The sequence below is a fragment of the Streptomyces sp. 2-1 genome (assembly GCF_048564895.1).
Lineage (GTDB): Bacteria > Actinomycetota > Actinomycetes > Streptomycetales > Streptomycetaceae > Streptomyces > Streptomyces phaeochromogenes.
The window spans coordinates 8,522,691-8,547,871 of sequence record NZ_CP183383.1 but is presented as its reverse complement, the minus strand read 5'-3'; the positions used below and the strand labels follow the sequence as shown (position 1 = coordinate 8,547,871).

Annotated in this window: 21 protein-coding genes; 13 read left to right on the top strand and 8 right to left on the bottom strand. The window is 70.5% G+C overall.

Annotated elements, in window-relative coordinates; all coding sequences use genetic code 11:
* Positions 1–159 precede the first annotated feature (159 nt).
* The 6 genes from ACN20J_RS37650 to ACN20J_RS37625 all read left to right on the top strand — a co-directional run bounded on the left by ACN20J_RS37650 (position 160) and on the right by ACN20J_RS37625 (position 7,835).
* Positions 160–1,356, top strand: coding sequence for a glycoside hydrolase family 64 protein (locus tag ACN20J_RS37650; RefSeq protein WP_373310737.1), 1,197 nt, complete (start codon positions 160–162; stop codon positions 1,354–1,356).
* A 186-nt stretch (positions 1,357–1,542) separates the two neighbouring features.
* On the top strand, positions 1,543–2,352 hold the full coding sequence (locus ACN20J_RS37645; protein ID WP_361901141.1) for a DUF4142 domain-containing protein: 810 nt from the start codon (positions 1,543–1,545) through the stop codon (positions 2,350–2,352).
* A 187-nt stretch (positions 2,353–2,539) separates the two neighbouring features.
* A complete protein-coding gene (locus tag ACN20J_RS37640; protein ID WP_419667621.1) occupies positions 2,540–3,955 on the top strand; it encodes a DUF692 family multinuclear iron-containing protein in 1,416 nt (471 codons plus the stop codon).
* Between the two features lie 423 nt (positions 3,956–4,378).
* Complete coding sequence (locus ACN20J_RS37635) at positions 4,379–5,251, top strand: DUF4142 domain-containing protein (protein WP_190226924.1); 873 nt, start codon at positions 4,379–4,381, stop codon at positions 5,249–5,251.
* A gap of 103 nt (positions 5,252–5,354) precedes the next feature.
* Positions 5,355–6,131 carry a TIGR04222 domain-containing membrane protein gene (locus tag ACN20J_RS37630; RefSeq protein ID WP_189841277.1) on the top strand — a complete coding sequence of 259 codons (777 nt, stop codon included), beginning with the start codon at positions 5,355–5,357 and terminating at the stop codon, positions 6,129–6,131.
* A 129-nt stretch (positions 6,132–6,260) separates the two neighbouring features.
* Entirely contained in the window at positions 6,261–7,835 is a 1,575-nt protein-coding gene (locus ACN20J_RS37625; RefSeq protein WP_419667620.1) for an alpha/beta hydrolase, read from the top strand.
* Between the two features lie 39 nt (positions 7,836–7,874).
* On the opposite strand, the gene hemQ is transcribed toward ACN20J_RS37625, so the two are convergent.
* Both hemQ and hemG read right to left on the bottom strand, forming a co-directional pair.
* On the bottom strand, positions 7,875–8,606 hold the full coding sequence (hemQ, locus tag ACN20J_RS37620) for a hydrogen peroxide-dependent heme synthase (protein WP_055616729.1): 732 nt from the start codon (positions 8,604–8,606) through the stop codon (positions 7,875–7,877).
* Between the two features lie 4 nt (positions 8,607–8,610).
* A complete protein-coding gene (gene hemG, locus ACN20J_RS37615; RefSeq protein ID WP_419667619.1) occupies positions 8,611–10,095 on the bottom strand; it encodes a protoporphyrinogen oxidase in 1,485 nt (494 codons plus the stop codon).
* A 183-nt stretch (positions 10,096–10,278) separates the two neighbouring features.
* Here hemG and ACN20J_RS37610 point away from each other — a divergent pair, with 183 nt between their 5' ends.
* Complete coding sequence (locus ACN20J_RS37610) at positions 10,279–11,268, top strand: DUF4349 domain-containing protein (protein ID WP_189841274.1); 990 nt, start codon at positions 10,279–10,281, stop codon at positions 11,266–11,268.
* A gap of 67 nt (positions 11,269–11,335) precedes the next feature.
* Positions 11,336–12,739 carry an FAD-dependent oxidoreductase gene (locus ACN20J_RS37605; protein ID WP_419667618.1) on the top strand — a complete coding sequence of 468 codons (1,404 nt, stop codon included), beginning with the start codon at positions 11,336–11,338 and terminating at the stop codon, positions 12,737–12,739.
* 79 nt (positions 12,740–12,818) lie between these two features.
* Here the strand turns inward: ACN20J_RS37605 and ACN20J_RS37600 are convergent, their stop codons facing one another.
* Positions 12,819–13,166: a hypothetical protein gene (locus ACN20J_RS37600; protein ID WP_189841272.1), complete on the bottom strand. Its 348-nt coding sequence runs from the start codon at positions 13,164–13,166 to the stop codon at positions 12,819–12,821.
* Positions 13,167–13,269: 103 nt separating this feature from the next.
* Here ACN20J_RS37600 and ACN20J_RS37595 point away from each other — a divergent pair, with 103 nt between their 5' ends.
* A complete protein-coding gene (locus ACN20J_RS37595) occupies positions 13,270–14,088 on the top strand; it encodes a rhomboid family intramembrane serine protease (RefSeq protein WP_189841271.1) in 819 nt (272 codons plus the stop codon).
* Positions 14,089–14,095: 7 nt separating this feature from the next.
* On the opposite strand, the gene hemE is transcribed toward ACN20J_RS37595, so the two are convergent.
* On the bottom strand, positions 14,096–15,163 hold the full coding sequence (gene hemE / locus ACN20J_RS37590) for a uroporphyrinogen decarboxylase (RefSeq protein ID WP_189841270.1): 1,068 nt from the start codon (positions 15,161–15,163) through the stop codon (positions 14,096–14,098).
* 99 nt (positions 15,164–15,262) lie between these two features.
* Entirely contained in the window at positions 15,263–15,889 is a 627-nt protein-coding gene (locus tag ACN20J_RS37585) for a DUF3000 domain-containing protein (protein ID WP_055616735.1), read from the bottom strand.
* Positions 15,890–16,344: 455 nt separating this feature from the next.
* Here ACN20J_RS37585 and ACN20J_RS37580 point away from each other — a divergent pair, with 455 nt between their 5' ends.
* A complete protein-coding gene (locus ACN20J_RS37580) occupies positions 16,345–17,007 on the top strand; it encodes a response regulator transcription factor (RefSeq protein ID WP_055616736.1) in 663 nt (220 codons plus the stop codon).
* A gap of 116 nt (positions 17,008–17,123) precedes the next feature.
* Complete coding sequence (locus tag ACN20J_RS37575; RefSeq protein WP_189841269.1) at positions 17,124–18,410, top strand: ribonuclease D; 1,287 nt, start codon at positions 17,124–17,126, stop codon at positions 18,408–18,410.
* A 44-nt stretch (positions 18,411–18,454) separates the two neighbouring features.
* Here ACN20J_RS37575 and ACN20J_RS37570 read toward each other — a convergent pair whose 3' ends face one another.
* Genes ACN20J_RS37570 through ACN20J_RS37560 form a run of 3 tightly spaced genes read right to left on the bottom strand, consistent with a single transcriptional unit; the run spans position 18,455 to position 21,557 of the window.
* Positions 18,455–19,285: a carbohydrate ABC transporter permease gene (locus ACN20J_RS37570; RefSeq protein WP_361993637.1), complete on the bottom strand. Its 831-nt coding sequence runs from the start codon at positions 19,283–19,285 to the stop codon at positions 18,455–18,457.
* A gap of 5 nt (positions 19,286–19,290) precedes the next feature.
* Positions 19,291–20,241, bottom strand: a complete 951-nt coding sequence (locus ACN20J_RS37565) for a carbohydrate ABC transporter permease (protein ID WP_189841268.1) — start codon at positions 20,239–20,241, stop codon at positions 19,291–19,293.
* Positions 20,241–21,557: an ABC transporter substrate-binding protein gene (locus ACN20J_RS37560; protein WP_419667617.1), complete on the bottom strand. Its 1,317-nt coding sequence runs from the start codon at positions 21,555–21,557 to the stop codon at positions 20,241–20,243. The genes ACN20J_RS37565 and ACN20J_RS37560 overlap by 1 nt, the downstream gene beginning before the upstream one ends.
* A gap of 160 nt (positions 21,558–21,717) precedes the next feature.
* Between ACN20J_RS37560 and ACN20J_RS37555 the strand changes: the two genes are divergently transcribed.
* Together ACN20J_RS37555 and ACN20J_RS37550 are read left to right on the top strand one after the other, a co-directional pair.
* Positions 21,718–24,144, top strand: a complete 2,427-nt coding sequence (locus tag ACN20J_RS37555) for a glycoside hydrolase family 2 protein (protein ID WP_419667616.1) — start codon at positions 21,718–21,720, stop codon at positions 24,142–24,144.
* Entirely contained in the window at positions 24,141–25,181 is a 1,041-nt protein-coding gene (locus tag ACN20J_RS37550; RefSeq protein ID WP_189841265.1) for a LacI family DNA-binding transcriptional regulator, read from the top strand. The genes ACN20J_RS37555 and ACN20J_RS37550 overlap by 4 nt, the downstream gene beginning before the upstream one ends.

Sequence of the window (25,181 nt, the reverse complement as noted above, 5' to 3'; positions counted from 1 at the left end):
TGACGTGTCCCACTCATGAGGACCACTCTGAGAGCGCTCTCAATACGACCGGAAGGGGCCGCGCCGCCCTTGCCTCCCCATCACGGGACGCGGCCCCCGACCATCCGTCCGTCGCATTTCGACTCCGGTGGGAGAAGCCCACCTGGCAGGAGGACGAGCGTGCTTGCCCTACGGAAAGCGCTGGTGGCCCTGGTCGCCGCGGCAACCGTCACCGCGGGACTCACGACGGTGGGCCCCGCACCCCGCGCCGAAGCCGCGGTGCCCACGACCATCCCGCTGGAGATCAAGAACACCTCCGGGCGCGGCGATCAGGTGTACATCTACAACATCGGGACCCTGCTCTCGACCGGCCAGCAGGGCTGGGCCGACGCGAACGGCACGTTCCACGCCTGGCCCGCCGGCGGCAACCCGCCGACCCCCGCCCCCGACGCGTCGATCGCCGGACCGGCCAACGGCCAGACCAAGACGATCCGAATGCCCAAGTTCTCCGGCCGGGTCTACTTCTCCTACGGCCAGAAACTCGTCTTCAAGCTGACCACCGGCGGTCTCGTACAGCCCGCCGTGCAGAACCCGTCCGACCCGAACGTGAACATCCTCTTCAACTGGACCGAGTACACGCTCAACGACGCCGGACTGTGGATCAACAGCACACAGGTCGACATGTTCTCGGCCCCGTACGCGGTCGGCGTCAAGAACACCGCCGGCGCCACCAAGAACACCGGTCACCTGAAGCCGGGCGGCTACAACGGCTTCTTCAACGCGCTGAGGGGCCAGCCCGGCGGCTGGGCCAACCTCATCAGGACCCGGTCCGACGGGACCGTCCTGCGCGCCCTCGCACCCGGCCACGGCATCGAGGCGGGCGCCCTGCCGAGCACCGTCATGAACGACTACATCAACCGGGTGTGGTCCAAGTACTCCACCTCCACGCTGACGGTGACCCCGTTCGCCGACCAGCCGGGCACCAAGTACTACGGCAGAGTCTCCGGCAACGTCATGAACTTCACCAACGGCTCCGGCGCCGTCGTGACCAGCTTCCAGAAGCCCGACTCCGACAGCATCTTCGGCTGCTACAAGCTGCTGGACGCGCCGAACGACCTGGTACGCGGCCCGATCTCGCGCACCCTGTGCGCGGGCTTCAACCGCTCCACGCTCCTGACCAACCCCAACCAGCCCGACACGAGTTCCGCGGGCTTCTACCAGGACGCCGTGACCAACCACTACTCGCGGAAGATCCACGCCCAGATGGTCGACGGCAAGGCCTACGGCTTCGCCTTCGACGACGTCGGCGCCCACGAGTCGCTCGTCAACGACAACAACCCGCAGACGGCGTACATCACGCTGGACCCGTTCAGCTGAGCGAGCCGTTCCGACAGCGTGTCGCGAGGGCCGGGCAGGTCTGCCCGGCCCTCGCGACACGCCCGAACAACAAAAGTGACTCAGCAAACATCGACTGTTGAACACACCGACCGCCCCACACGTATCTCCCTGCGCTGGCCAAGTACAGATTCCCAACGACCAGTTGGCATATCCCGGGAGGCACCTTTGCGGCGTATCAACGGCACGGCCCTCGTCATAGTGGCACTCGTCGGCACACTCGGCGCGCTCGCGTTCCCGGTGTGGTCGTACGCCGACCGCGCCGGCACGGGGCAGGCGAACCTCGCCTCCGGAACCGTACCGACGCGCTGGGGGCCGCTGACCGCCAACGACCGCGACCTGATCGTCCGCGTGCGACTGGCTGGTCTGTGGGAGCTGCCGGCGGGGCAGCAGGCTGCCGAACGCTTCCCGAACGGTCCGGTACGGGAGGCGGCCGACCACCTGATCGTCGGTCACACCGACCTCGACAAGCGCGCACGCAGCGTCGCCCGGGATCTCGGTGTCGAACTGCCGAACCAGCCCAACGAGCAGCAGCAGGGCTGGCTGAACCAGATGTCCGCTGCGTCGGACGAGGACTACGTGAAGGTGTGGGCGAACCTGCTCCGGTCCGCGCACGGCAAGATCTTCCCGGTGATCGGCACGGTCCGTAACCAGACGCGCAACACGCTGGTGCGTCAGCTCGCCTCGGACACCAACCAGACCGTGCTGGATCACATCACGGTCCTGGAGAAGACCGGCGCGATCGACTTCGACGCGATCGCCAACGACTCGGTGGCCGGATCGACGGCCAGCCCGAGTGGTCCGCCGCCGCCGGTCTCGGGCGTGGCTCCGCCCGCGGCGCCGCCCGCGGAGGCCACAGGCGACATCCAGACCACCTCACGGCCCTCACCGGGTGCGCCGGGCACGGTCAACACGAACCGGCCGGAGGCCGAGGACCCGGACAAGCCGGTCTCGACTCAGACCTCGTCCGCGCCGTAGCGGGGCATGACCGCCGCCCGAGTCCCGAAGTTCACATAGCTCCGAAGCTCAAATGTTGCTCTGAACGTCCCCGCCGATGGGTTCGGCCCCGCTTCCCGGGGCCATGACCCCGTCACGCCGGAACAACAGGTCCGTCGAAGGAGACGACACAGGTCCTGGTGAAGCCGTGGTGAAGGAGGGGGACGAGATGAAGCACTTGGGTACGGGAATCGGGTGGCGGCCGGAGATCGCGGCGGCGGTGGAGGGCATGCCCGGCATCGACTGGGTCGAGGCCGTCGCGGAGAACGTGTGCCCGGGGCATCTCCCCGAGTCGCTGGTGCGGCTGCGCGAGCGCGGCGTCACGGTGGTTCCGCACGGGGTGTCGCTCGGCCTCGGCGGCGCCGACCGTCCCGACGGGGGAAAGCTCGCCGATCTCGCGGCGGCCGCCGAGGCCCTCGGCTCCCCGCTGATCACCGAGCACATCGCGTTCGTCCGCGCGGGCGGGGCCCTCACCGCCTCGCCCGTCCTGGAGGCCGGGCACCTGCTGCCCGTCCCCCGCACCCGGGACGCCCTCGATGTCCTCTGCGAGAACATCCGCATCGCCCAGGACGCGCTGCCCGTGCCGCTCGCGGTGGAGAACATCGCGGCGCTGATCTCCTGGCCGGGCGAGGAGATGACCGAGGGCCAATTCCTGTACGACCTGGCCGACCGCACCGGCGTACGCCTCCTCATCGACGTGGCCAACCTCCACACCAACCACGTCAACCGCGGCGAGGACCCCGCCAAGGCCCTGGACGAACTGCCCGTCGAGGCGATCGCGTACGTCCATGTCGCCGGAGGCTTCGAGCGCGACGGGGTCTGGCACGACAGCCACGCCCACGCCGTCCCGCCGGCCGTCCTCGCGATCCTCGCCGACCTGTCCTCCCGGGTCCGCCCGCCGGGCGTACTCCTGGAGCGCGACGAGAACTTCCCCGCCCCGGCCGAGCTGGAGCGAGAGCTGACGGCGATCCGGGAGACGGTGGAGAAGGCGTCCATCTCGATGGTTCCGGAGGTATCGGCTCCGGAGGTATCGGCTCCGGAGGTATCGGACGCGGTTGTTCCGGCGGCATCGGAAGCACCGGAGCCGACGGAGGTCCCGGACGAGACCGCCACGAGCCCCGCCGCCGAGCAGGCATCCGGTGACGCACACAAGGCATCGCCCTCCACCGACCCCGCCCGCCAGCGGCTGGCCCTGGCGCAGGCGGCCCTGTTGTCCGCGCTGGTCGCCGGGACGCCCGTGCCGGAGGGCTTCGATGGGACCCGGCTGTCCGTGCAGGCCCGGGCGCTGGCCGGCAAGCGGGCCGATGTCGTGGCCAAGGTCGCGCCCGAGCTGCCGGAGATTCTGGCGGAGGCGTATCGCAAGTCGTTCGTCGCGTACGCGCACGTCCACCCGATGACCGGCGGCTACCGGCGGGACGCGCTGGACTTCGCCGAGCATCTGCTGCTGGGCGGACGCCTGGAGGACCCGGACGTACGGCGGCAGGTGAGCGACTGGTGGCTGGAGCGCTCGGGCCCCGCGCCCCTTTCGCAGCACCCGGCGGCCCGGCTGGCGCGCGCCACGCGGCGGGTACTGCTGAGGCGATGAGGCGCGTCCTGCCGACGCGGTGACGGATGGTGCCGCCGGGGCGTCGAGAACAAGTCGACGCCGGGCGTAGAGGCCTTCGGCACCGCGTGACATCGCTCACCGGGCGACACGGGCGCCGGATCTGTACAGAGCCGCGGGCCGCTTGCCTGCTCAGTGCCCGTGCCCCGAGGGGCGGGCGCGCGGGCTCGCATCCGGCCGACGCCGGGCGCACCCCGCGCGTGCGCGTGGTGCGCGGAAGCCCGCCCGCCGCCGGACGCGCGCCGCCGCACCGCCTCCACCTGCGAAAACACCCCTCCTGAGGCCGTCTGTCCGGTTTCGTGCGGCAACCGTCCGAACCCGTACCTCAGTTGACGTACACCGCGCAGTAATATGCCAGACCCAACCCGAAGCGCACTAACGTGCGGTGCCGCAACAGGAGGCACCATGCGATCCATCAACAGCCGCAGACTGTTCAGCGGCACCGGGCTCATCGTCACGGGCCTGGCGGCGACCCTCGTGGCGATGATCTTCCCGATCTGGTCGTACTCGGACCGGTCGGGCACCGGTGTGGACACGCTCAACGCCCAGACCTTGTCGACGAGGTACGGTCCGCTGTCCGCGCTGGACCGCGAGTTCGTCACCAAGGTGCGGCTCGCGGGCCTGTGGGAGCTGCCCGCCGGCCAGCAGGCCGGGGAACGCGGCACGACACAGGCGGTCAAGACCGCCGGCCAGCACCTCGTGGAGGGGCACACGTTCCTGGACGAGCGGGTGCGCGAGGTGGCCTCGCGGCTCGGGCTCCAGCTGCCCAACCAGCCCAACGAGCAGCAGCAGGCGTGGCTCGGCACGCTGAGCGCGGCACGGGGCGAGGAATACGACGTACAGTTCGCGAACATCCTGCGCAAGGCGCACGGCAAGGTCTTCGGCCTGGTCGCCCAGGTCCGCGCGAGCACCCGTAACTCGCTGGTCCGCGGCCTCGCCGACGACGCGAACACCACGGTCCTGGACCACATCACGGTCCTGGAGGCCACCGGTCTCGTCGACTTCGACGCCCTGGCCCGGGACGCGGCCACCGCGAGCCCGCCGCCGCTCACCAACTCCCCGGCCCCGCCCGGTCCGACGGACTCCCCGAGCCCGCCCGTCCCCGTCTCGCCGTCCCCGGCCTCCCCCTCCTCCTCACCGACGTACACGCTGCCGCCGCCCGCGACGAGCCGCCCGCCGGAGGACGACGAACCGAAGGAATCCAACGAGCCCAAGAAGTCCGAGTCCTCGAAGGGCGGGGACAACGGCGGGGACAAGTCCGAGGACAAGAAGTCCTGACAACCGGAACGCACCGAAGCGAAACGTCACACTGTGACGACGCTCCGTCCAAATTGTGAACAAGCCGTGGCGCACCCGGGCCTCCGTCGCATAGAAATCCCGCATGCTCTGGGTCCTCCTCCTGCTCCTGGCCTGGGCCGCGGCCGGCACCACGTGTACGCGTCTGTGCCTGGCCTCCGTCCGCGCCGCCGCCGTCGTCGACGAGACGGACCGGTTCCAAGGCCGCGGCCTCACGCTGTACGAGGCGGCGTTCCTGTCGGGCGGCCCCGCGCGGGTCGCCGATCTGACGCTGGTGTCGATGGCCCGCCAGCGCCGTCTGCTGCTCGCCCACACGGGCTGGGCGACCGTCGTGGACCCGCGCGGCCGGGACGAGATGGAGCGCTCGGTGCTGGGCGCGATAGGCCCGGACGGACAGTCGCGGATCGCGCCGGTCCGTACGACCGCCGCCGCCGCGGAGTCCGTACGTGTCCTCGCCGACCGCCTCGTCGCGGCGGGCCTCGCCGTGCCGGACGGTGCCCGCACCACCGTCGCGGGCGCCGTCCGCCAGGTGCGGGCCGCGGCGGTGGCCGTGTTGGTGCTGGGCTCGGTCGCCCTGCTGATGCCTCCTCAGGCGCAGGAGAACCGGGCCCTGGTGGCCATCTGGTTCACGCTCCCGCTCATCCTCACCCTGAGCTGCCTCGCCATAGCCCGGATCGAGGTCCACCCCTACACGCGCTGGGCGTCCCCGGCCGGCCAGCACCTGCTCAGCGCCCTGGCCCGCCGCGCGGACACCGGCAGCGACGACCGTACGTACCTCACCACCGTGGCCGTGCGCGGCATCCGCGCGATCGGCGAGCCGGACCTGCGCGCGGCCTTCGCGCACCGCGAACCGCACGCCTAGAGCGCGCCGGGGACGCACGCCGGACGCGCATCGGGGTCATTGGGCCGACACCGGCGGGCCGGTGCTTTACTTCGCCAAGTACCAAACGAAATATCCCTTTTGTTGTTGCCGTGCACTGAAGGGAACGCGATGCGAGCTGCCGCCCTCTACGGAACGGCCGGGTCCCTGGTTCTGACCGCCGTCGTCGCCGCCCCCGCGGGCAGCGCCCAGACCCCCCTCGGTTGGACCGAACTGCACGGCACGGCGGTCGCCGCCCAGCGCGCCGCCGCCGAGGGCATCCGGTTCGGCAACTGCTCGGAGGAGCAGGACACCCCGGGCAGCCTGCAGTGCGGGACGGTGGAGGTGCCGCTCGACTACGCGCACCCCGAGGGCAAGAAGATCAAGCTGACCGTCAGCCGGGTGAAGGCCACCGGCAAGGACGGCAAGCGGCCGGTGGCGCGGCAGGGCGCGCTGGTCTTCAACCCGGGCGGTCCCGGCGCCTCCGGCATGTACTTTCCGCTGATCGGCATGATCCCCGAGTGGAAGCGCATCGCCGGGGCGTACGACCTCGTCGGCTACGCCCCGCGCGGGGTCGGCCGCTCGGCGCCGCTCTCCTGCCAGGACCCGAAGCGGCTCCTGAAGGGCCCCACGCAGTCGCCGACGTACCCCTCGGAGTCGTACAAGAAGGAGCGCGTCGCGCGGGCCAAAGCGTTCGCGCGCGGCTGCGTCGAGCGGTCGGGGCGCGAGATCCGGCACTTCTCCTCGCTCAACAACGCCCGCGACCTGGACGTCCTGCGCGCCGCCCTCGGCGAACGGAAGCTGACCTTCATGGGTGCCTCGTACGGCACGTACTTCGCCTCGCTGTACGCGACGCTGTTCCCCTCGCACGTACGCCGGATGGTCTTCGACTCGGCCGTGAACCCGGACCCGGAGAAGGTCTGGTACCGGAACAACCTCGACCAGTCGGTCGCCTTCGAGGGCCGCTGGGCCGACTTCCGCGCGTGGATGGCCAAGCACCACAAGGTGTACGGGCTGGGCCGCACGCCTGAGGAGGTGCTGCGCAGTTACGAGAAGGCCCGGGCGCGGCTCGCCGCCGAACCGGCGGGCGGCAAGGTCGGCCCGGGTCAGCTCCAGAGCACGTTCCTGCAGGCCGGGTACTACGACGACTACTGGCCGCAGCGCGCGCTGGCGCTCTCCGCCTATCTGAAGGGCGACCCGCAGCCCCTGATCCGGCAGGCGGGGCCGAACCCGGACGCGGTGGAGGAGCAGGAGAACAGCAAGGCGGTCTACATCGCCACCGAGTGCAACGACGCTCCCTGGCCCCGGGCCTGGCACACCTGGGACCGCGACAACACCCGGCTCGCCCGCGTGGCCCCGTTCGAGACCTGGGACAACGTCTGGATGAACCTGCCCTGCGCGTACTGGCCGCTGCCGCGTCAACGGCCGATCGACGTACGGACATCACCCGGCGAGCTGCCGCCGACGCTGATCCTGGCGGCGGAACGGGACGCGGCGACGCCGTACGCCGGTGCCCTGGAACTGCACCAGCGCCTGTCCGGCTCGGTTCTGGTGACCGAGCGGGCATCGGGCACACACGGCATCGGCGGCGGCTCCAACGCCTGCGTCAACGCCTACCTGGACGCGTACTTGCTGGAGGGCAGGCTCCCGGTACGGAGCGCGACCTGCGCGCCGCACAAGGAGCCGACCCCGGTCCCGCCCCTTTAGGGGCGCCCTTCAGGGGCGCGGGGCTGTGTACCTGTACGGCTACGCGAGCCCGGCAACCAGCTCGGCGACAGACTTCCGCCGCCCGGTGTAGAACGGCACCTCTTCCCGGACATGCATCCGCGCCTCGGACGCCCGCAGGTGCCGCATGAGGTCCACGATCCGATACAGCTCATCGGCCTCGAACGCGAGCATCCACTCGTAGTCGCCGAGCGAGAACGAGGCGACCGTGTTGGCGCGCACGTCCGGGTAGCCGCGGGCCATCTTGCCGTGGTCCGCGAGCATCCGGCGACGGTCCTCGTCCGGCAGCAGGTACCAGTCGTAGGAGCGCACGAAGGGGTACACGCTGATGTAGTTGCGCGGCGTCTCGTCGGCGAGGAACGCCGGGATGTGCGAGCGGTTGAACTCCGCCGGCCGGTGCAGCGCCATGTTCGACCAGACCGGCTCCAGCGCGCGGCCCAGCTTCGTACGGCGGAAGAGGTTGTACGCCTCCTGGAGCTGGTCGGCCGTCTCGGCGTGCCACCAGATCATGAGGTCGGCGTCGGCGCGCAGCCCCGACACGTCGTACGTGCCGCGGATCGTGACGTCCTTGGCGTCGAGCTGGTCGAAGAGCTCCTGGACCTCGTCCGCGTACCCGGCGCGGTCCACAGGCAGGACGTCGCGCAGTTTGAACACGGACCAGAGGGTGTAGCGGATGACCTCGTTCAGGTCCTTGGCCTTCTTGCCGGCGTTCGGGATCCTGGCCTGGCCGGTGGTGGGGGCGTCGTCACTCATGGGGCTATTCTCCCGCTCCGCCGTGCAGGCTCTGCACCGGGTTCGTGATCAGGGCGTCCGTCAGTCCCGCGCGGTCGCCGGTCAGCTTGTCCACGGCCGCGTTCGCACTCGCGATGCAGGCCGGGATGCCGACACCGTCGTACGCCGCTCCGCAGACGGCGAGACCGGGCAGCTTGCCGACGTGCTCGCGGATGCGGGCCACGCGCGCGTGGTGCCCGACCGGGTACTGGGGCAGGCCGTCGGTCCAGCGGGTCACCCGGGTCTCGACGGGCTCGGCGTGCAGGCCGGTGGCCTCGCGCAGGTCGTGCCGTGAGACGTCGACAAGGCCGGCGTCGTCCCGGCCGAGGATCTCCGTCTCTCCGTAGCGCCCGACGGACGTGCGCAGGACCACGATGTCCGGGTCCTCCTCCGCGATCCACCCCCACTTCTGGGAGGCGAACGTCGAGGCCTTGATGGTGCGCCCGTCAACAGGCGGCACCAGAAAACCGCTCCCTTCGGGGAGGGCGATCTCGTCGCGGCGGTAGGCGAGGGTGATCAGTGCCATGGAGGCGTACTCGACGGTCGCGAGCTCGGCCGCGGCGGCCGGGGCCTCGGCGCCTAGCAGCCCGGCCGCGGCACCGGCGGGCACCGCCACGACGACGGCGTCGGCATGGAGGACGTCACCACCGGCGACGACACGCCAGCGCCCGCCGCCGTCCGCCCCGGCCGCCCCGCCCTCGACCCGCCGCAGCTCCGTCACCGGTGCCCCCGTGACGATCTCGCCGCCCCGGGCGCGGACCGACTCCGCGACGGCGAGCGGGAGCCCGCCGACGCCGCCCTCGATGCCGGTGAAGACCGGGCCTGTCTGCTGGTTCTTGGCCGCCCTGGCCTGGATCTCGCGGACGGCCTCCGTCAACGACGTGTGGGTGCGGGCCGCTTCGAAGAGCTGGGGGACGGCCGAGCGCATCGAGATGCGGTACGCGTCGCCCGCGTAGACACCGCCGAGGAGGGGCTCGACGAGGCGGTCGACGACCTCGCGGCCTAGGCGCGCGGCGACGAACTCCCCCACCGCCACGTCGTCGCCGACCTCCGTGCGCGGCAGTGCGCGGTCGCGCTCGATCCGGCGCAGGCCCTCCTCCGAGAGGACTCCGGAGAGGGCTGCCGCGTCTCCGGGGACGCCCATGACGTGCCCCTTGGGCATGGGCCGCAGTGCCCCGCGCATCCAGATCGAGGCGCCGGCCGTCGCGGGCGGCTGCAGCCGGTCGGCGAGGCCCACCTCGCGGGCGAGCGCCACCGCCTCGGGCCGCCGGGCGAGCATCGACTCGGCGCCGAGGTCGACCCGGACGCCGGCGATCTCCCCGGGCAGCAGCTTGCCGCCGAGCCGGTCCGTGGCCTCGAGCACGGTCACGCGCGCCCCGCCGTCCAGCAGCCGGTGGGCGGCGGCCAGACCGGCGACACCACCCCCGATGACGACGACATGACCGGTGCCCGTACGTGTGTCTGCGTGCATGCCTCCACTGTCCCAGACCCCACCGACAGTCCCGCGGGCCCCGGTGCCGGTGAACGTGCCGGTGAGGGTGTCCATGACGAGTCCGGACCGTGACCGCTTCGGGACCGGATTCGGCCAACGTCTCACAAGGGCTCTGCGTCGTAGGAGCGTCAGTCATCACGACACCCTCGGGGGTAAGCCGATATGCAGACACGTGGCAGTGGCACGACCAGGCACCGATCCGCACGACCTGTCCAGCTCCTCTCGGCACTGTGCCTCGCCGCGGCCCTCGCCCTGACAGGGTGCACGGGCGCGGACGACGGCGGGAGCGCGAGCTCGGATGCCAAGGCCGGCGCCCCGGGTGCGAACGAGGCGGGCGCGGGCGCGGCCGACAGCGACGCGAGCGGCGGCAAGAAGGAGCAGGCCGCCGAAGCACCGAAACTGACCGCCCACATCATCCACACCGCGTCCCTGACCGTGCAGGTCAAGGACGTGCCGAAGTCCCTCGACGAGGCCCGCACGGTGGTGGAGAACGCGGGCGGCATGGTCGGCAACGAGACCACGGACCGCGACTCCGAGGGCCGCGAGCGCTCCCGTGTCGTCCTGCGGGTGCCCTCGGACAAGTACGAGGAGGTCCTCACGGAGCTGGAGGGCTCGGGCAAGCTCATCGACCGCAGGGCCAAGGCCGAGGACGTCACCGAGCAGGTCGTCGACGTGGAGAGCCGGATCAAGTCGCAGCGCGCCAGTGTGGTGCGGATCCGCGAGCTGATGGACCAGGCGACCAAGCTGAGCGATGTGGTCACCCTCGAGGGCGAGTTGAGCACCCGTCAGGCCGACCTGGAGTCGCTGCTGGCCCAGCAGACGTCCCTGAAGGACCGTACGAGCCTGGCGACGATCACCCTGTCGCTGTCCGAGACGCCGGTGAAGAAGGTCGCGAAGGACGACGACCCGGGGTTCGCGGACGCGCTCGGGGGCGGCTGGGACGCGTTCGTCACCATGTTCCGCTGGATCGCGCTGGCTCTGGGGGCGGTCCTGCCCTTCCTGGTGGGCGCGGCGCTGCTGCTGTTCCTGTGGGTGCGTTTCCTGCGCGGCCGGACGCCGGCCCGCCCGGTCGCGGCGGCGCCGAGCGGCGCGGGCACGGGTTCGCTGCCGGTCGCCCCGCCGATCCGGTCAGAGGGCGACGACAAGGACTGAGCGGATCCGACCGATTCGGCGCGATCCTGAGCAGGACCGAAATGCGGGACACCCGTAGCGTGTTCGTATGAGCATGAGCCGTGCGAGCCGTTCCCAAGAGCGCCTGGTGGTCGTCGGAGGGGACGCGGCGGGCATGTCCGCCGCGTCCCAGGCACGCCGTCTGAAGGGCCCCGACAAGCTGGAGATCGTGGCGTTCGAGCGGGGCCACTTCACCTCCTACTCGGCGTGCGGCATCCCCTACTGGGTGGGCGGTGACGTCGAGGACCGGGACCAGTTGATCGCGCGCTCTCCTGAGGAGCACCGGGCGCGCGGGATCGACCTGCGGATGCGTACGGAGGTCACTGAACTCGACGTCGAGGGCGGGCGCGTACGCTCCCGGGACCTGGAATCGGGCGCCGAGGCGTGGACGTCGTACGACAAGCTCGTGCTCGCGACGGGCGCCCATCCGATGCGGCCGTCACTGCCCGGCATCGACGCGCCTGGCGTGCACGGCGTGCAGACCCTCGACGACGGGCAGGCCCTCCTCGACACACTGGCCCGTACGGCGGGCCGCCGCGCGGTGGTGATCGGCGCGGGCTACATCGGCGTGGAGATGGCCGAGGCGCTGATCAACCGCGGGTACGAGGTGACGGTCGTCAACCGCGGCCAGGAGCCCATGTCGACGCTCGACCCGGACATGGGGCGGCTGGTGCACGAGGCCATGGAGGGCCTGGGCATCACGATGGTGAACGACGCCGAGGTCACCAAGATCCTGACCGGTGAGGACGGCCGGGTCCGGGCGGTGGCGACGGAGGACGCCGAGTATCCGGCGGACGTGGTGGTCCTCGGCATCGGCGTACGTCCCGAGACCGCGCTCGCCGAGGCCGCGGGGCTGCCGCTCGGCGACCACAAGGGGCTGCTGACCGATCTGGCGATGCGGGTGCGAGGGCACGAGAACATCTGGGCGGGCGGCGACTGCGTCGAGGTCCTCGACCTGGTCTCGGGCCGCGAACGCCACATCGCCCTGGGCACCCACGCCAACAAGCACGGCCAGGTGATCGGCGCGAACGTCGGTGGCGGTTACGCCACGTTCCCCGGCGTCGTCGGCACGGCGGTCAGCAAGGTCTGCGATCTGGAGATCGCCCGTACCGGCCTGCGCGAGAAGGACGCCCGCCGGGCGGGCCTCCGGTTCGAGACGGTCATCATCGAGTCGACGAGCCGCGCGGGCTACTACCCGGGCGCCGACCCCATGAAGGTCAAGATGCTCGCGGAACGCCGCACCGGCCGCCTCCTCGGCGTCCAGATCGTCGGCCGGGAAGGCGCCGCCAAACGCGTCGACATCGCCGCGGTCGCCCTCACCGCCTGCATGACGGTCGAACAGATGACGGCCCTGGACCTCGGCTACGCCCCACCGTTCTCCCCGGTCTGGGACCCCATCCTGGTGGCGGCCCGCAAGGCGGTGACGGCGGTGCGGGCAGGGAGCGCCTCATAAGAGGCGCGGGGCTGCGACATCCGCGACTCCGCCGCGTGGGCGCGGCCGGCCATGGCGAACCCGAAGCCGACAACCCCGCTCAAGCGCCTTGCGCCGACCCGTTCCCGTTGATCTTCTCTATGGCCTGCCGGGCCTGCTCACCGGGCGACCGCGGCAACGACGAGACCGTCGACACCGCGGGCGCGGACACCGCCGACGGCGGCATCGGCGGCGCCTGCTGAGGCCGCGCGTGCGACCCCGCCTGCCGGTTCCGCAGCCGGTGGCTCACCGCCTCGTCCAACGTCACGGGCCGCTGCATGCTGGCGGACAACCGACCGGCCTCCTGGCCGAGCGCGGCCACGTCCTCCCACGACAGCCTGACCACGAGGGCAAGCTCCGCCTCTCCGTCCGGCGTGGCGATCAGGGGCTGAGTGACTCGGTCGTTCATTGACCTGTTCCTCACGTGTTGCTTGGATCACGACGGTTGCCGAGACATACGCACACGCCCGCGGTCCCGTTCAGAGTCCCCCGAACCCGGGCAGAATTTCCCCGTGGTCATACCCGTCCATGACGTGAACCCGGTCCGTCGCACGCCGTATGTGACGTACGCGCTGATCGCCGCCAACTTCGTGGTGTTCCTGGCCACTCCGGGTGTGGCGAGCTCGATCACCGGCGAGAGCGGCCCGGCCCAGCTGTGCCACCTCCAGGCGTTCCTGGACCACTGGGCGGCGGTGCCCCGGGAGCTGATCCACGGCCAGACGCCGACGACCGTCCCGACCGGTGACGTGGGTGTGGGACCGCAGGGCGTGGGCTGCCTCGTCGGCCCGCCGGGCTACGACAAGTCGCCCCCGGTGTCGGTCCTCACGGCGATGTTCCTGCACAGCAGCTGGCTGCACCTGCTCGGCAACATGCTGTTCCTGATGATCTTCGGCAACAACATCGAGGACCGCCTCGGCCACATCCGCTACGTGCTGTTCTACGTGGTCTGCGGCTACGCGGCGGCGTACGGCTTCGCCCTCGTCAACGCCGATTCCGGCGACCCGCTGATCGGTGCGTCGGGCGCGATCGCCGGCGTCCTGGGCGCGTATCTGGTGCTCTACCCGAGAGCCAGGGTCTGGGTCCTCGTCCCGTTCCTGATCTTCCTGCCGCTGCGCCTGCCCGCGTGGATCGTGCTGGGCTCCTGGTTCGTCCTCCAGGCGCTTTACTCGTCCGGCACCGGCGTCTCGGCGGCCGGCACCGTGGCGTACGTGGCCCACGTCGTCGGCTTCCTGGCAGGCATGCTCCTGGCCTGGCCGCTGCGCCCCGGCACCCCTCCCCCACCGGAACCCCGAGGGCTCCTGTGGGGCAGACGAGCGCACCCGCGCTGGTGAGGGTGAACTAGCGCGCGGTACGTGTGTGGACGTACTCGACGAGCCGGGTCAGCGAGTCCGGGTCCATCGACGGCAGCACACCGTGCCCGAGGTTGAAGACATGCCCCTCCAGACCCGCCGCCGCGTCGAGAACCTCCTGGGTCTTCTCCTCGACGGCCTCGGTCGGGGCGAAGAGGACCGCGGGGTCGAGGTTGCCCTGCAGCGCCTTGCCGGGCCCGACGCGCCGGGCGGCCTCGTCGAGCGGCACCCGCCAGTCGACGCCGACAACATCCGCCCCGGCCTCGCCCATCAACCCGAGCAGCTCACCCGTACCGACACCGAAGTGGATGCGCGGGACGCCGTACTCCTCGACGGCCTTGAACACCTTCGTGGAGGCGGGCATCACCGAGCGCCGGTAGTCGGCGGGTGCGAGCGCGCCGACCCAGGAGTCGAAGAGCTGGACGGCGCTGGCCCCCGCCTCGATCTGCACCCGGAGGAAGGCGGCCGTGATGTCCGCGAGCCGGTCGAGCAGGTCGGCCCAGAGCTGCGGGTCACCGTACATGAGCGCCTTGGTGTGCTCGTGGTTGCGGGACGGCCCGCCCTCCACGAGGTAGCTGGCGAGCGTGAAGGGCGCACCGGCGAAACCGATGAGAGGCTTCGGGCCGAGTTCGCTCGTGAGCATTCCGATCGCCTCGGTGACGTACGAGACGTCGTCCGGCGTCAGGTCGCGCAGCTGGGCGAGGTCGGCGCGGGAGCGGATCGGCTTCTCGACGACCGGACCCACACCGGGCTTGATGTCGAGGTCGACACCGATGGCCTTCAGGGGTACGACGATGTCGCTGAAGTAGATCGCCGCGTCCACGTTGTGCCGCCGTACCGGCTGGAGCGTGATCTCGGTGACCAGCTCGGGCCGCGTGCAGGACTCCAGCATGGGGATGCCCTCGCGCACCTTCAGGTACTCGGGCAGTGACCGCCCCGCCTGCCGCATGAACCACACGGGCGTGTGCGGCACGGGCTCGCGTCGGCACGCCTTGAGGAAGGTGGAGTCGTACGTCGCTGTCGGCTGCTGGCCCTTGGGGCGGTCAATGGCGCTCACGCCGAAAAGTCTCCCACGGTCGGCGCGGCCCCCGATCCCGGGTACGGCCCGGGCCCCGGACCCGCGCATGGGCGCGGGAGAGGGGCGCGGCGGTCCGGGTCAGCGGGACTGGGGGCCCCGGCGCTGCGGGAGGCTGACGATGGAGGCGTCGCCCGGGGCGGCCGGGGGCAGGCCGGCGATCTGGGCGAGGAGGTCGCACCAGGACGCCAGATGGGAGGCCGTGTCGGGCACACCGCCGAGGCCTTCGCGGGGTGTCCAGGAGGCGCGGATCTCGATCTGGGAGTTGGCCGGCCGGTCCGCGAGCCCGCCGAAGTAGTGGGAGCCGGCCCGGGTGACGGTGCCACTGGGTTCGCCGTAGGAGAGGCCGCGGGCCTGGAGCGCGCCGGTCAGCCAGGACCAGCAGACCTCGGGGAGCAGCGGGTCGGTGGCCATCTCGGCCTCCAGCTCCGCGCGGACCAGGGTCACCAGGCGGAACGAGCCCTGCCAGGCGTCGTGACCGGCCGGGTCGTGGAGCAGGACGAGCCGGCCGTCCGCCAGATCCTCGTCGCCGTCGACGACGGTGGCCTCCAGCGCGTAGGTGAAGGGGGCGAGCCGCTGCGGCGGTTTCGTCGGGTCGATCTCGATCTGCGGCCGCAGCCGCGCGGCCCTCAACGCGTCGACAGCGGCCCGGAAAGGCAGCGGAGCCGCCTCCATCGCATCCCGCTCCCCCTCCTTCGGGTCGTCCATTCCGCCAGCGCCGTCCGACAGTCGTCCCTGAGCCGCAGCCATGCGGGGAAGATTAAGGGGAACAGAGCCTTCGCGCAGGGAGAGACACCCGTGCGTGGGACCACTGTCCGGATCACATCGCGCGAACACGGCACTTTTTCTTGGGGTTTGGGGCTCGGGTTCTTGGGGTTTTGCGGGCTCGGGCCGTCTCCGGAGCCTCCTGGCCGGTGCGCGAAAGCTTCTGACCTTTTGTCGATACGACCACTTTCGGCCGCGTAACGAAGCGGAGCGAACTCGTTTCGATCTTCGGATGATCGATCGCCCGTCCGAATTGCACGCATTGTTACTCACCAAATCGTGATCATTCTCTAAAGGCGGACGGGTTTGGTGCCGAAGACCTCTGTGACCTTGAAAGCACGGTTCGTCCCGGCTTCATCCCCACAGCCGGTGCCCCGTCCCCCACCCCAGGAGGCCTGGTGTCCGTTCTCCTCGAGCAGCCCGCAAGCCTGGTCGCCTACCGCCCGAACAAGCCGACCGCGATGGTGGTCGTGGCCGATCCCCGTGTGCGCTCCACCGTCACCCGCCACCTGTGGGCGCTCGGTGTTCGCGACGTGATCGAGGCCTCGTCCGTCGCGGAGGCTCGTCCCCGCATCGGCAACCCCCGCGACATCTGTGTCGCAGACGTCCATCTCCCCGACGGCTCCGGCCTCACCCTCCTGTCCGAAACCCGGGCCGCCGGCTGGCCGAACGGCCTGGCCCTGTCCGCCGCCGACGACATCGGCGCCGTACGCAACGCCCTCGCGGGCGGCGTCAAGGGCTATGTGGTCACCGGCACCCGTACGAACCTCGGGCTTCCCACCCGGCCAGGCGCCGCTCCCATCGGCTCCGCCGCCGCCCGTATGCACCGCCGTCCCCCGGGCTCCCCGAGCCACCCGGGCGGTTACCGCGAGTTGTCCGGCCGTGAGGTCGAGGTGCTCCGGCTGGTGGCGGAGGGCCAGTCGAACAAGGCCATCGGCGTCTCGATGGGTCTGTCCGCGCTGACCGTGAAGAGCCACCTCGCCCGTATCGCCCGCAAGCTCGGCACCGGCGACCGCGCCGGAATGGTCGCGGTGGCCCTGCGGACGGGGATCATCCACTGATTCCGGATTCTCTGATGATTCAGGATTCACTGACCTGACTGGTTTACGACCCTCAGACGCCCGTCGACGGAACGTTCCGTCGACGGGCGTCGTCCATACACAGATACCCTTGACAGGTGACCGACGCCCAAGAGACCGCAGCAGACAGTTCACTGCGAACCACCGGAGGCGCTCCTCCGGACGACGTCGAACCGGCGCCGATCCCCTTGCTGGAGCCCCGCGACGGAATTCCGCCCGTCATCGCCGACGAGGCCTCGCTCGCCGAGGTGATCGCCGCGTTCGAGGCCGGCAGCGGCCCCGTCGCCGTGGACGCCGAGCGGGCGTCCGGCTATCGCTACGGCCAGCGCGCGTATCTGGTGCAGCTGCGCCGCGAGGGCGCGGGCACCGCACTCATCGATCCCGTCGCCTGCCCCGACCTGTCGGGCCTCGGCGAGGCGCTCTCCGGGGTGGAGTGGGTACTGCACGCGGCCACCCAGGATCTGCCGTGTCTGCGCGAGATAGGCATGGTCCCCAGCCTCCTGTTCGACACCGAGCTGGCCGGACGGCTGGCCGGGTTCCCGCGGGTCGGCCTCGGCGCGATGGTCGAGGGCGTCCTGGGCTTCGTACTGGAGAAGGGGCACTCCGCGGTCGACTGGTCGACGCGTCCGCTCCCCGAGCCGTGGCTGCGCTACGCCGCGCTCGACGTGGAGCTGCTCGTCGATCTGCGGGACGCGCTGGAGAAGGAGCTCGACCGGCAGGGCAAGCTGGACTGGGCCCGCCAGGAGTTCGACGCGATCGCCTCGGCACCGCCGCCCGAGCCCCGCAAGGACCCGTGGCGCCGTACGTCGGGCATGCACAAGGTGCGCCGCCGTCGCCAGATGGCGGTCGTACGGGAGCTGTGGGAGACCCGGGACCGGGTCGCGCAGCGCAGGGACATCTCGCCCGGCAAGGTGCTCGGGGACGCGGCCATCGTGGAAGCCGCCCTCTCACTTCCGGCCAACGTGCACGCGCTCGCCGCGCTCAACGGATTCGGGCACCGGATGGGACGACGTCAGCTGGAGCAGTGGCAGGCCGCCGTCGACCGTGCGAAGGAGCTGCCGGACGCCGAGCTGCCGCAGCCCGGGCAGCCGGTGACCGGGCCTCCGCCGCCGCGGGCCTGGGCGGAGAAGGACCCGGTGGCCGCGGCCCGGCTGTCCGCGGCGCGGGCCGCCGTCTCCGCGCTGGCGGAGACGCTGAACATGCCTCAGGAGAACCTGATCACTCCGGACACGGTCCGGCGGGTCTGCTGGGAGCCGCCCGCTTCCGCGGACGCCGAGTCGGTTGCGGCCGCGCTGGCCGGGTACGGGGCTCGGCCCTGGCAGGTCGAGCAGGTCACGCCGGTGTTGGTGGTGGCTCTGGCCGTCAAGGCCAAGCCCAAGGAGTAGGTGAGGTTCGCCGGACCGCCGTGGCGGGGCGGCGGCCCGGCGGTCTACTTCGTCGCGCCCCTCGTGAAGCCGTTGTAGATGTAGCGCTGCAGGAACAGGAAGACGATCAGGGTCGGCAGGATCACGAGGATCGCTCCTGCCGCGATCGTCTCCCAGTGCGCTCCGAAGGGGCCCTTGAAGCGGAACAGGGACGTTGAGATCACGCCAAGATCCTCGGACGGCATGTAGAGGAACGGGATGTAGAAGTCGTTGTAGACGGTGATCCCCTTGACGATGACCACCGTCGCGATCGCGGGCTTCAGCAGCGGCAGGATGATCTTCCGGTAGATCGTGAAGGCGCTCGCGCCGTCGAGCCGGGCGGACTCGTCGAGCGAGATCGGGATCGACCGGACGAACTGCAGGAAGATGTAGATCGAGACGATGTCCGTGCCCATGTAGAGCACGATCGGCGCCCAGCGGCTGTCGAACATGCCGAAGCTGTCGACGATCTGGAAGGTCGCCACCTGGGTGGTCACGCCGGGTACGAGCGTGGCGACGAGGAACAGCGCGACGACCAGCTTTCTGAAGCGGAAGGTGTAGCGGTCGATCGCGTACGCCGCCATCGACCCGATGATCACCGTGCCGGTGACGGAGAACAGCAGGATGAACGCGGTGTTCCCGAACGCGGAGAGCATCCGGCCGTCCTGGAACGCCGTCACGTAGTTGTCGAAGTTCAGCAGGTCGTCTGGGAGTTGGAGCGCCCCGCTGTCGTTCGCCATCTCCTTCTCGGACTTGAGGGAGGTGAGGAGGACGACGAGGAGCGGGAGCAGGACGACCACGCTCGCGACGACCAGGGACAGGTAGGTGAGGGTCCGGGCGATCCCCCTGCGGGACATGGGGCTCATACGAGGTCCACCTTGTCGTCCGGGACGAGGCGGCGCTGCACCCAGGTCACCGCCAGGATGATCAGCAGGAGCACGACCGCGGCAGCCGAGGCGAGCCCCGTCTTGTTGAACTGGAAGGCCAGCTTCACCGTCTGGATCACGAAGGTCTCGGTGCCGGTCGCGCCGCCGGTCATGATGAACGGCACCTCGAAGGCCGACAGCGAGCCGGAGATGGAGAGGATGACGGTCAGGCTGAGTACGGGCCTGATGCCGGGCGCGATGATGTACCGGAACTGGTGCCAGCGGTTCGCCCCGTCCAGCTCGGCGGCCTCGTACAACTCCCCCGGGATGGACTGGATGGCGCCGAGGAACAGGACGAAGTTCAGGCCCATGTAGCGCCAGACGGAGACGCCGGCCAGCGAGACGTTCGCGGAGACCGGGGTGCCCAGCCAGGCGCGGTCGGAGTGGACGCCGAAGAGGCTCAGCACCGAGTCGAGCGTGCCGCCGTCCTGGAAGAAGTAGAGGAAGACGAACCCGATCGCGACCCCGTTGATCAGGTACGGGAAGAAGAGGATTCCCTTGAAGAAGTTCCGGAAGCGGACGTTGAAGCTGAGGACCGTCGCGAAGTAGAGCGCGGCGACTATCTGGATCACGGACGCGGCCAGGTAGTAGCCGCTGACGAAGAAGACCTCGAACAGCTCGGGGCGGGTGAAGAGTTCGACGTAGTTGTCGGCGCCCGTGTAGCTCAGCTCGGGGCTGACGCCGTCCCAGTCGGTGAAGCTGTACGCGACCATGTTGGCGACCGGTGCGTACGTGAAGGTGATCAGCAGGACCAGCGGAGCGGCGAGGAAGAGCCACGGGGTCAGGCCCCTCCTCAGGCGCAGACGGCGCGGGGCCCGGGCGCGTGCCGTGCGGGCGGCGGACGCGGCCTCCTTCGGCCGCGCCGCCTTCTCGGTGGTGTCCGTCATCAGGACCCCGAGGACTTCCGCGCCTCTTCCCAGCGCTTGCCCAGGTCGCCCAGGAAGTCGTCGAGGCTGCCCTTCCTGGCGCCGCGGGCGAGGTCGACGAGGTCCTGGCGATAGTCGGGCTTGTAGATGCCGACCTCGGACTGGTTGTCGATCTCCTTGACCGCCGCGCCCTTGGCGTCGTCGAGCTCGATGAGCTTCACGCCCGCGTCCTCGTACGGCTGCAGCACCTCCGGCAGCGGGGCGCCCTTGACCGGGGAGAGGGTCAGGTTGTCGGCCGCGTAGCCGGACTTGTCGGTGAACCAGTCGATCCAGGCGCGGGCCGCTTCCTTGTGGTCGGAGTTGACGTTGACGGCCTGGTTGTAGTCCGGCGACATGGTGGCGCAGAACTTCCCGTCCTTCTGGGCGGGGAAGGGCATGAAGCCGATGTCGTCCGGGTTCGCGCCGGCCTGCTTCGCGGCGGCCTGGAACTGGGTGATCGCCCAGGAGCCGAGCCACATCGTGGCGATGTCGCCCTTGGCCAACTTGGGCTTGGAGGCTTCCCAGTTGGTGGTCGTGGGGTCCTTCTCGATCAGCCCGCCGCGCACGATGTCGTACAGCATGGTGTCGCCGACGCGCAGGTCCTCACCCTCGGCCCAGGGGTCGCCCTCGGCGAGCCTGCTCGTCGCCTTCGGGTCACAGCTGACGGCGCCGTCGACGTATGTCCAGCTCGTCAGCGGCCACATGTCCTTGAAGTTCGTGTAGTACGGGATCGCGTCGGTCCTGGCCTTGACGGCCTTGAGACCGTCGATGAACTGGGCCGGTGTGGTGGGCCAGTCGGTGATCCCGGCCTCCTTCCAGACCCGCTTGTTGTAGAGGAAGCCGGGGAGCGCTCCCATCGGGCTCTGCCCGTACACCTTGCCGTCGACCGTGGTGAAGTCGGTGAACAGGTACTTCTTCGCGCGCTCGGTCCCGGTGCCGAGGGAGGCGAAGAACTTGGGGTAGTCGCTCTTCTTGATCACGGCGGGGATCATCAGCACATCGCCGTAGTTCTCGGTGTTCATCCGGATCTTGACCTCGCCCTCGTAGTCCGTGAGGGCGTCGAACTCGACCTTGACCTTCGGGTAGGTCTTGTTGAACTCGGCGGCGTACTTCTTCATCGTGCCGTCCTGCACCAGGTCGGTCCGGTGCGTGAGGACCGTGATCGTGCCGGACACCTTGTCGGGGTCGACGGGTGCCTTGGCGTCCGCGCCCTTCGACGTGCCTCCGCTTCCGGTACAGCCCGCGGCCAGCAGTGCGGCGGCGAAAAGACTTCCGGCGAGTTTCGTGCGGCGGTTCATTTGCACCAGCTCCGTTCAGGGACGGATGAGCACGAGTGGGATGGCTGGTTCCGCACTCTGACAGCCGTCACTAAACCGGTAAAGTCCTTATTTCGGCCAACGATTCACGAGTGTGTACCAGCCCTGGTCAGCAATGGCCTATACCGGTTTAGGAGTGCGCATGCTGGACGTCACACCGATCGACGAGGGATGGATCCTGCGGCACGACGGGGCCGCGCTCCCCGCCTCGGTGCCGGGCTGTGTGCACACGGATCTGCTGGCGGCGGGGATCATCCCGGACCCGTTCCTCGGTCGGAACGAGACCGACGTGGCGTGGGTGGGCCGGCGCGACTGGACGTACGAGACGACGCTCACCCCGATCCCGGGCGGGCACGAGCAGACGGACCTAGTCTTCGACGGTCTCGACACCGCGGCGGAGATCCGGCTCGAGGGTCAACTCCTGGGCTCGGTAAGGAACATGCACCGCTCCCACCGCTTCGACATCACGGGGCTGAGCGGCCGGCTCTCGGTGAATTTCCGCTCGGCCTACGGCGAGGCGGAGGCGGTGCGCGGACGGCTCGGCGAGCGGCCGAACGCCTATCCCGAGCCCTTCCAGTACATCCGCAAGATGGCCTGCTCCTTCGGCTGGGACTGGGGACCGACGCTGGTGACGGCCGGCATCTGGAAGCGGGTGCGCCTGGAGCACTGGTCGACGGCACGGATCGCCCGGGTGCGTCCGGTCGTGACGGTCGAACAGGGCGTGGGGCGGGTCGAGTTGTACGTCGACGTCGAACGGACCAGGGTCGAGGCGGGGCTCACCCTCGGCGCGAGGATCGGCGGCGTCCGGGCCGAGGCGACGGTCGACGGCACCAGCGGGGTCGTACGCCTCGAAGTGCCGGACGTCGACCTGTGGTGGCCGCGCGGATACGGCGAACAGCCGCTGTACGACGTCGAGTTGTGGCTCAGCCACGAGGGGCTGCTGGACATCTGGCGGCGCCGGATCGGCTTCAGGACCGTCGAGCTGGACCGCGGGAACGACGAGCACGGGTCGAGCTTCACCTTCGTCGTGAACGGCGAGCGGCTCTTCGCCCGGGGCGTCAACTGGATCCCGGACGACGTCCTCCCGTCCCGGATCACCCGCGAGCGGTACCGCACCCGGCTGACCCGGGCGGCCGACGCGGGCGTGGATCTCGTCCGCGTCTGGGGCGGCGGCATCTACGAGAGCGAGGACTTCTACGACGCCTGCGACGAGTTGGGCCTGCTGGTCTGGCAGGACTTTCCCTTCGCCTGCGCCGCCTACCCCGAGGAACAGCCGCTGCGGGGCGAGGTGGAGGCCGAGGCACGCGAGAACGTCGTACGGCTGATGCCGCACCCCTCGCTCGTGCTGTGGAACGGCAACAACGAGAACCTGTGGGGCTTCAAGGACTGGGGCTGGGAACAGCGGCTGGCCGGGGACTCGTGGGGCGAGGGCTACTACCTGGGTCTACTGCCGCGTGTCGTCGCCGAGTTGGACCCGACACGGCCGTACACGCCGGGCAGCCCCTGGTCCGGTTCCTGGGACCGCCACCCGAACGACCCGGCGCACGGCACGCACCACTCGTGGGAGGTGTGGAACCGGGAGGACTACGCGGACTACCGGCTCCATGTCCCCCGTTTCGTGGCCGAGTTCGGCTGGCAGGCACCGCCCGCGTACGCCACGCTGCGGCGCGCCCTGCCCGACGAGGAACTCGCGCCCGACTCCCCCGGCATGCTGCACCACCAGAAGGCCGACGACGGCAACGGCAAGCTGCTGCGCGGGCTCGCGCGGCACTTCCCCGTGCCCGAACAGGGCTTCTCCGAGGGCGACTTCGACCGGTGGCACTACCTCACCCAGGTCAACCAGGCCCGGGCCGTCGCCGCCGGGATCGAGCACTGGCGCTCGCACTGGCCGGTGTGCGCAGGCACGATCGTCTGGCAGCTCAACGACTGCTGGCCGGTGACCTCCTGGGCCGCGATCGACGGCGACGGCCGCGAGAAGCCGCTCTACCACGAGCTGAAGAGGCTGTACGCGGACCGGCTGCTCACGCTCCAACCACAGGGTGATGGGCTGGTGTTGGCGGTGATCAACCAGGCCGCCGAGCCCTGGAAGGGCCGTCTGACGTTGCGTCGGATGTCGGTGGAGGGTGGTGCCGTGGCCGAGGAGAGTGTGGGGTTCGATGCCGGGGCGCGGGCCGTCGCCGATGTGCGTGTGCCGAGGGAGCTGGAGCCCGCCGGGCCCAAGGAGTTCCTGGTGGCGGACGTGGACGGGGGTGGGGACGATGGGGACGGGGGCAGGCTGCGGGCGCTGCACTTTCCCGTGCCCGACCGTGAAGTCCCGTACCCCCGGCCGCGGTTCGACGTCTCGGTCTCTCCGGGCGGCGACCTGGTGACCGTCACGGCCCATACGCTCGTACGGGATCTGCTGCTGCAGGCCGACCGGCTGGACCCGCGCGCGTCGGCCGACCGGGGTCTGGTGACCCTGCTCCCCGGGGAACGGGTGACCATCGGTGTGCGCGGCTGGGAGACTCTGGACGATCTGGACGCGGAGACCGCACGATCCGCCCTGTACTGCGTGGAGCCCGCACGATGACGACACCACCCCGCGTCACCATCAAGGACGTCGCGGCCCGCGCCGGGGTGTCCAAGGGAGCCGTGTCGCTCGCCTTCAACCACAAGCCGGGGCTCGCCGACGCGACCCGGGACCGGATCTTCGAGGCGGCGCGCGAACTGGGGTGGGCGCCGAACCTCGCCGCCCGGTCGCTCTCCAACCGGCGCGTGGACGTGATCGGCCTCGCCATCTGCCGGCCGGCGAAGCTGCTCGGGCTCGAACCGTTCTACATGGAGTTCATCTCGGGCGTGGAGAGCGTGCTGACCGAGCACTCCTGCTCCCTGCTGCTGCGGCTCGTACGCACGGTGGAGGAGGAGGTCGGGCTCCAGGACTCCTGGTGGCGGGGCAAGCAGATCAGCGGGTCGATCCTGGTCGACTTCCGGGCCGACGATCCGCGCGTGCCCGCCGTCGAGCGGCTCGGCATGCCTGTCGTGGCCGTCGGGCACCCCTCGCTCACCGGCGGGCTCACCTCCGTGTGGACCGACGACGCGACCGCCGTCACCGAGGCCGTGCGGTATCTCGCGGCGCTCGGGCATCGGCGGGTCGCCCGGGTCGGCGGCGCGGCGGCGCTCGGCCACACGGCGATCCGTACGGCCGCGTTCGACGAGGCGGCCCGGGTCCTTGAGCTGGCCGGGGCCCAGCAGGTCGCCACGGATTTCTCGGGGGACGCGGGGGCGAGGGCGACGCGGTCGCTGCTGACCGCCGCGGTCGGCGATCGGCCTACGGCGATCGTGTACGACAACGACATCATGGCGGTGGCCGGTCTTTCGGTGGCCGCGGAGATGGGGCTGAGCGTGCCCGGAGATGTCTCGCTGCTCGCCTGGGACGACTCCCAGCTGTGCCGGCTGACGCATCCGACGCTGTCCGCGATGAGCCATGACGTGCATGGGTTCGGGGCGGAGGTGGCGCGGACGTTGTTCGACGTTGTCACGGGGGCCACGGGGGCGGAGGGTGGGGGGTCGCATCCGGTGCCCACACCCGTACTGACGCCCCGGGGGTCCACGGCGCCGCCGCGGTAG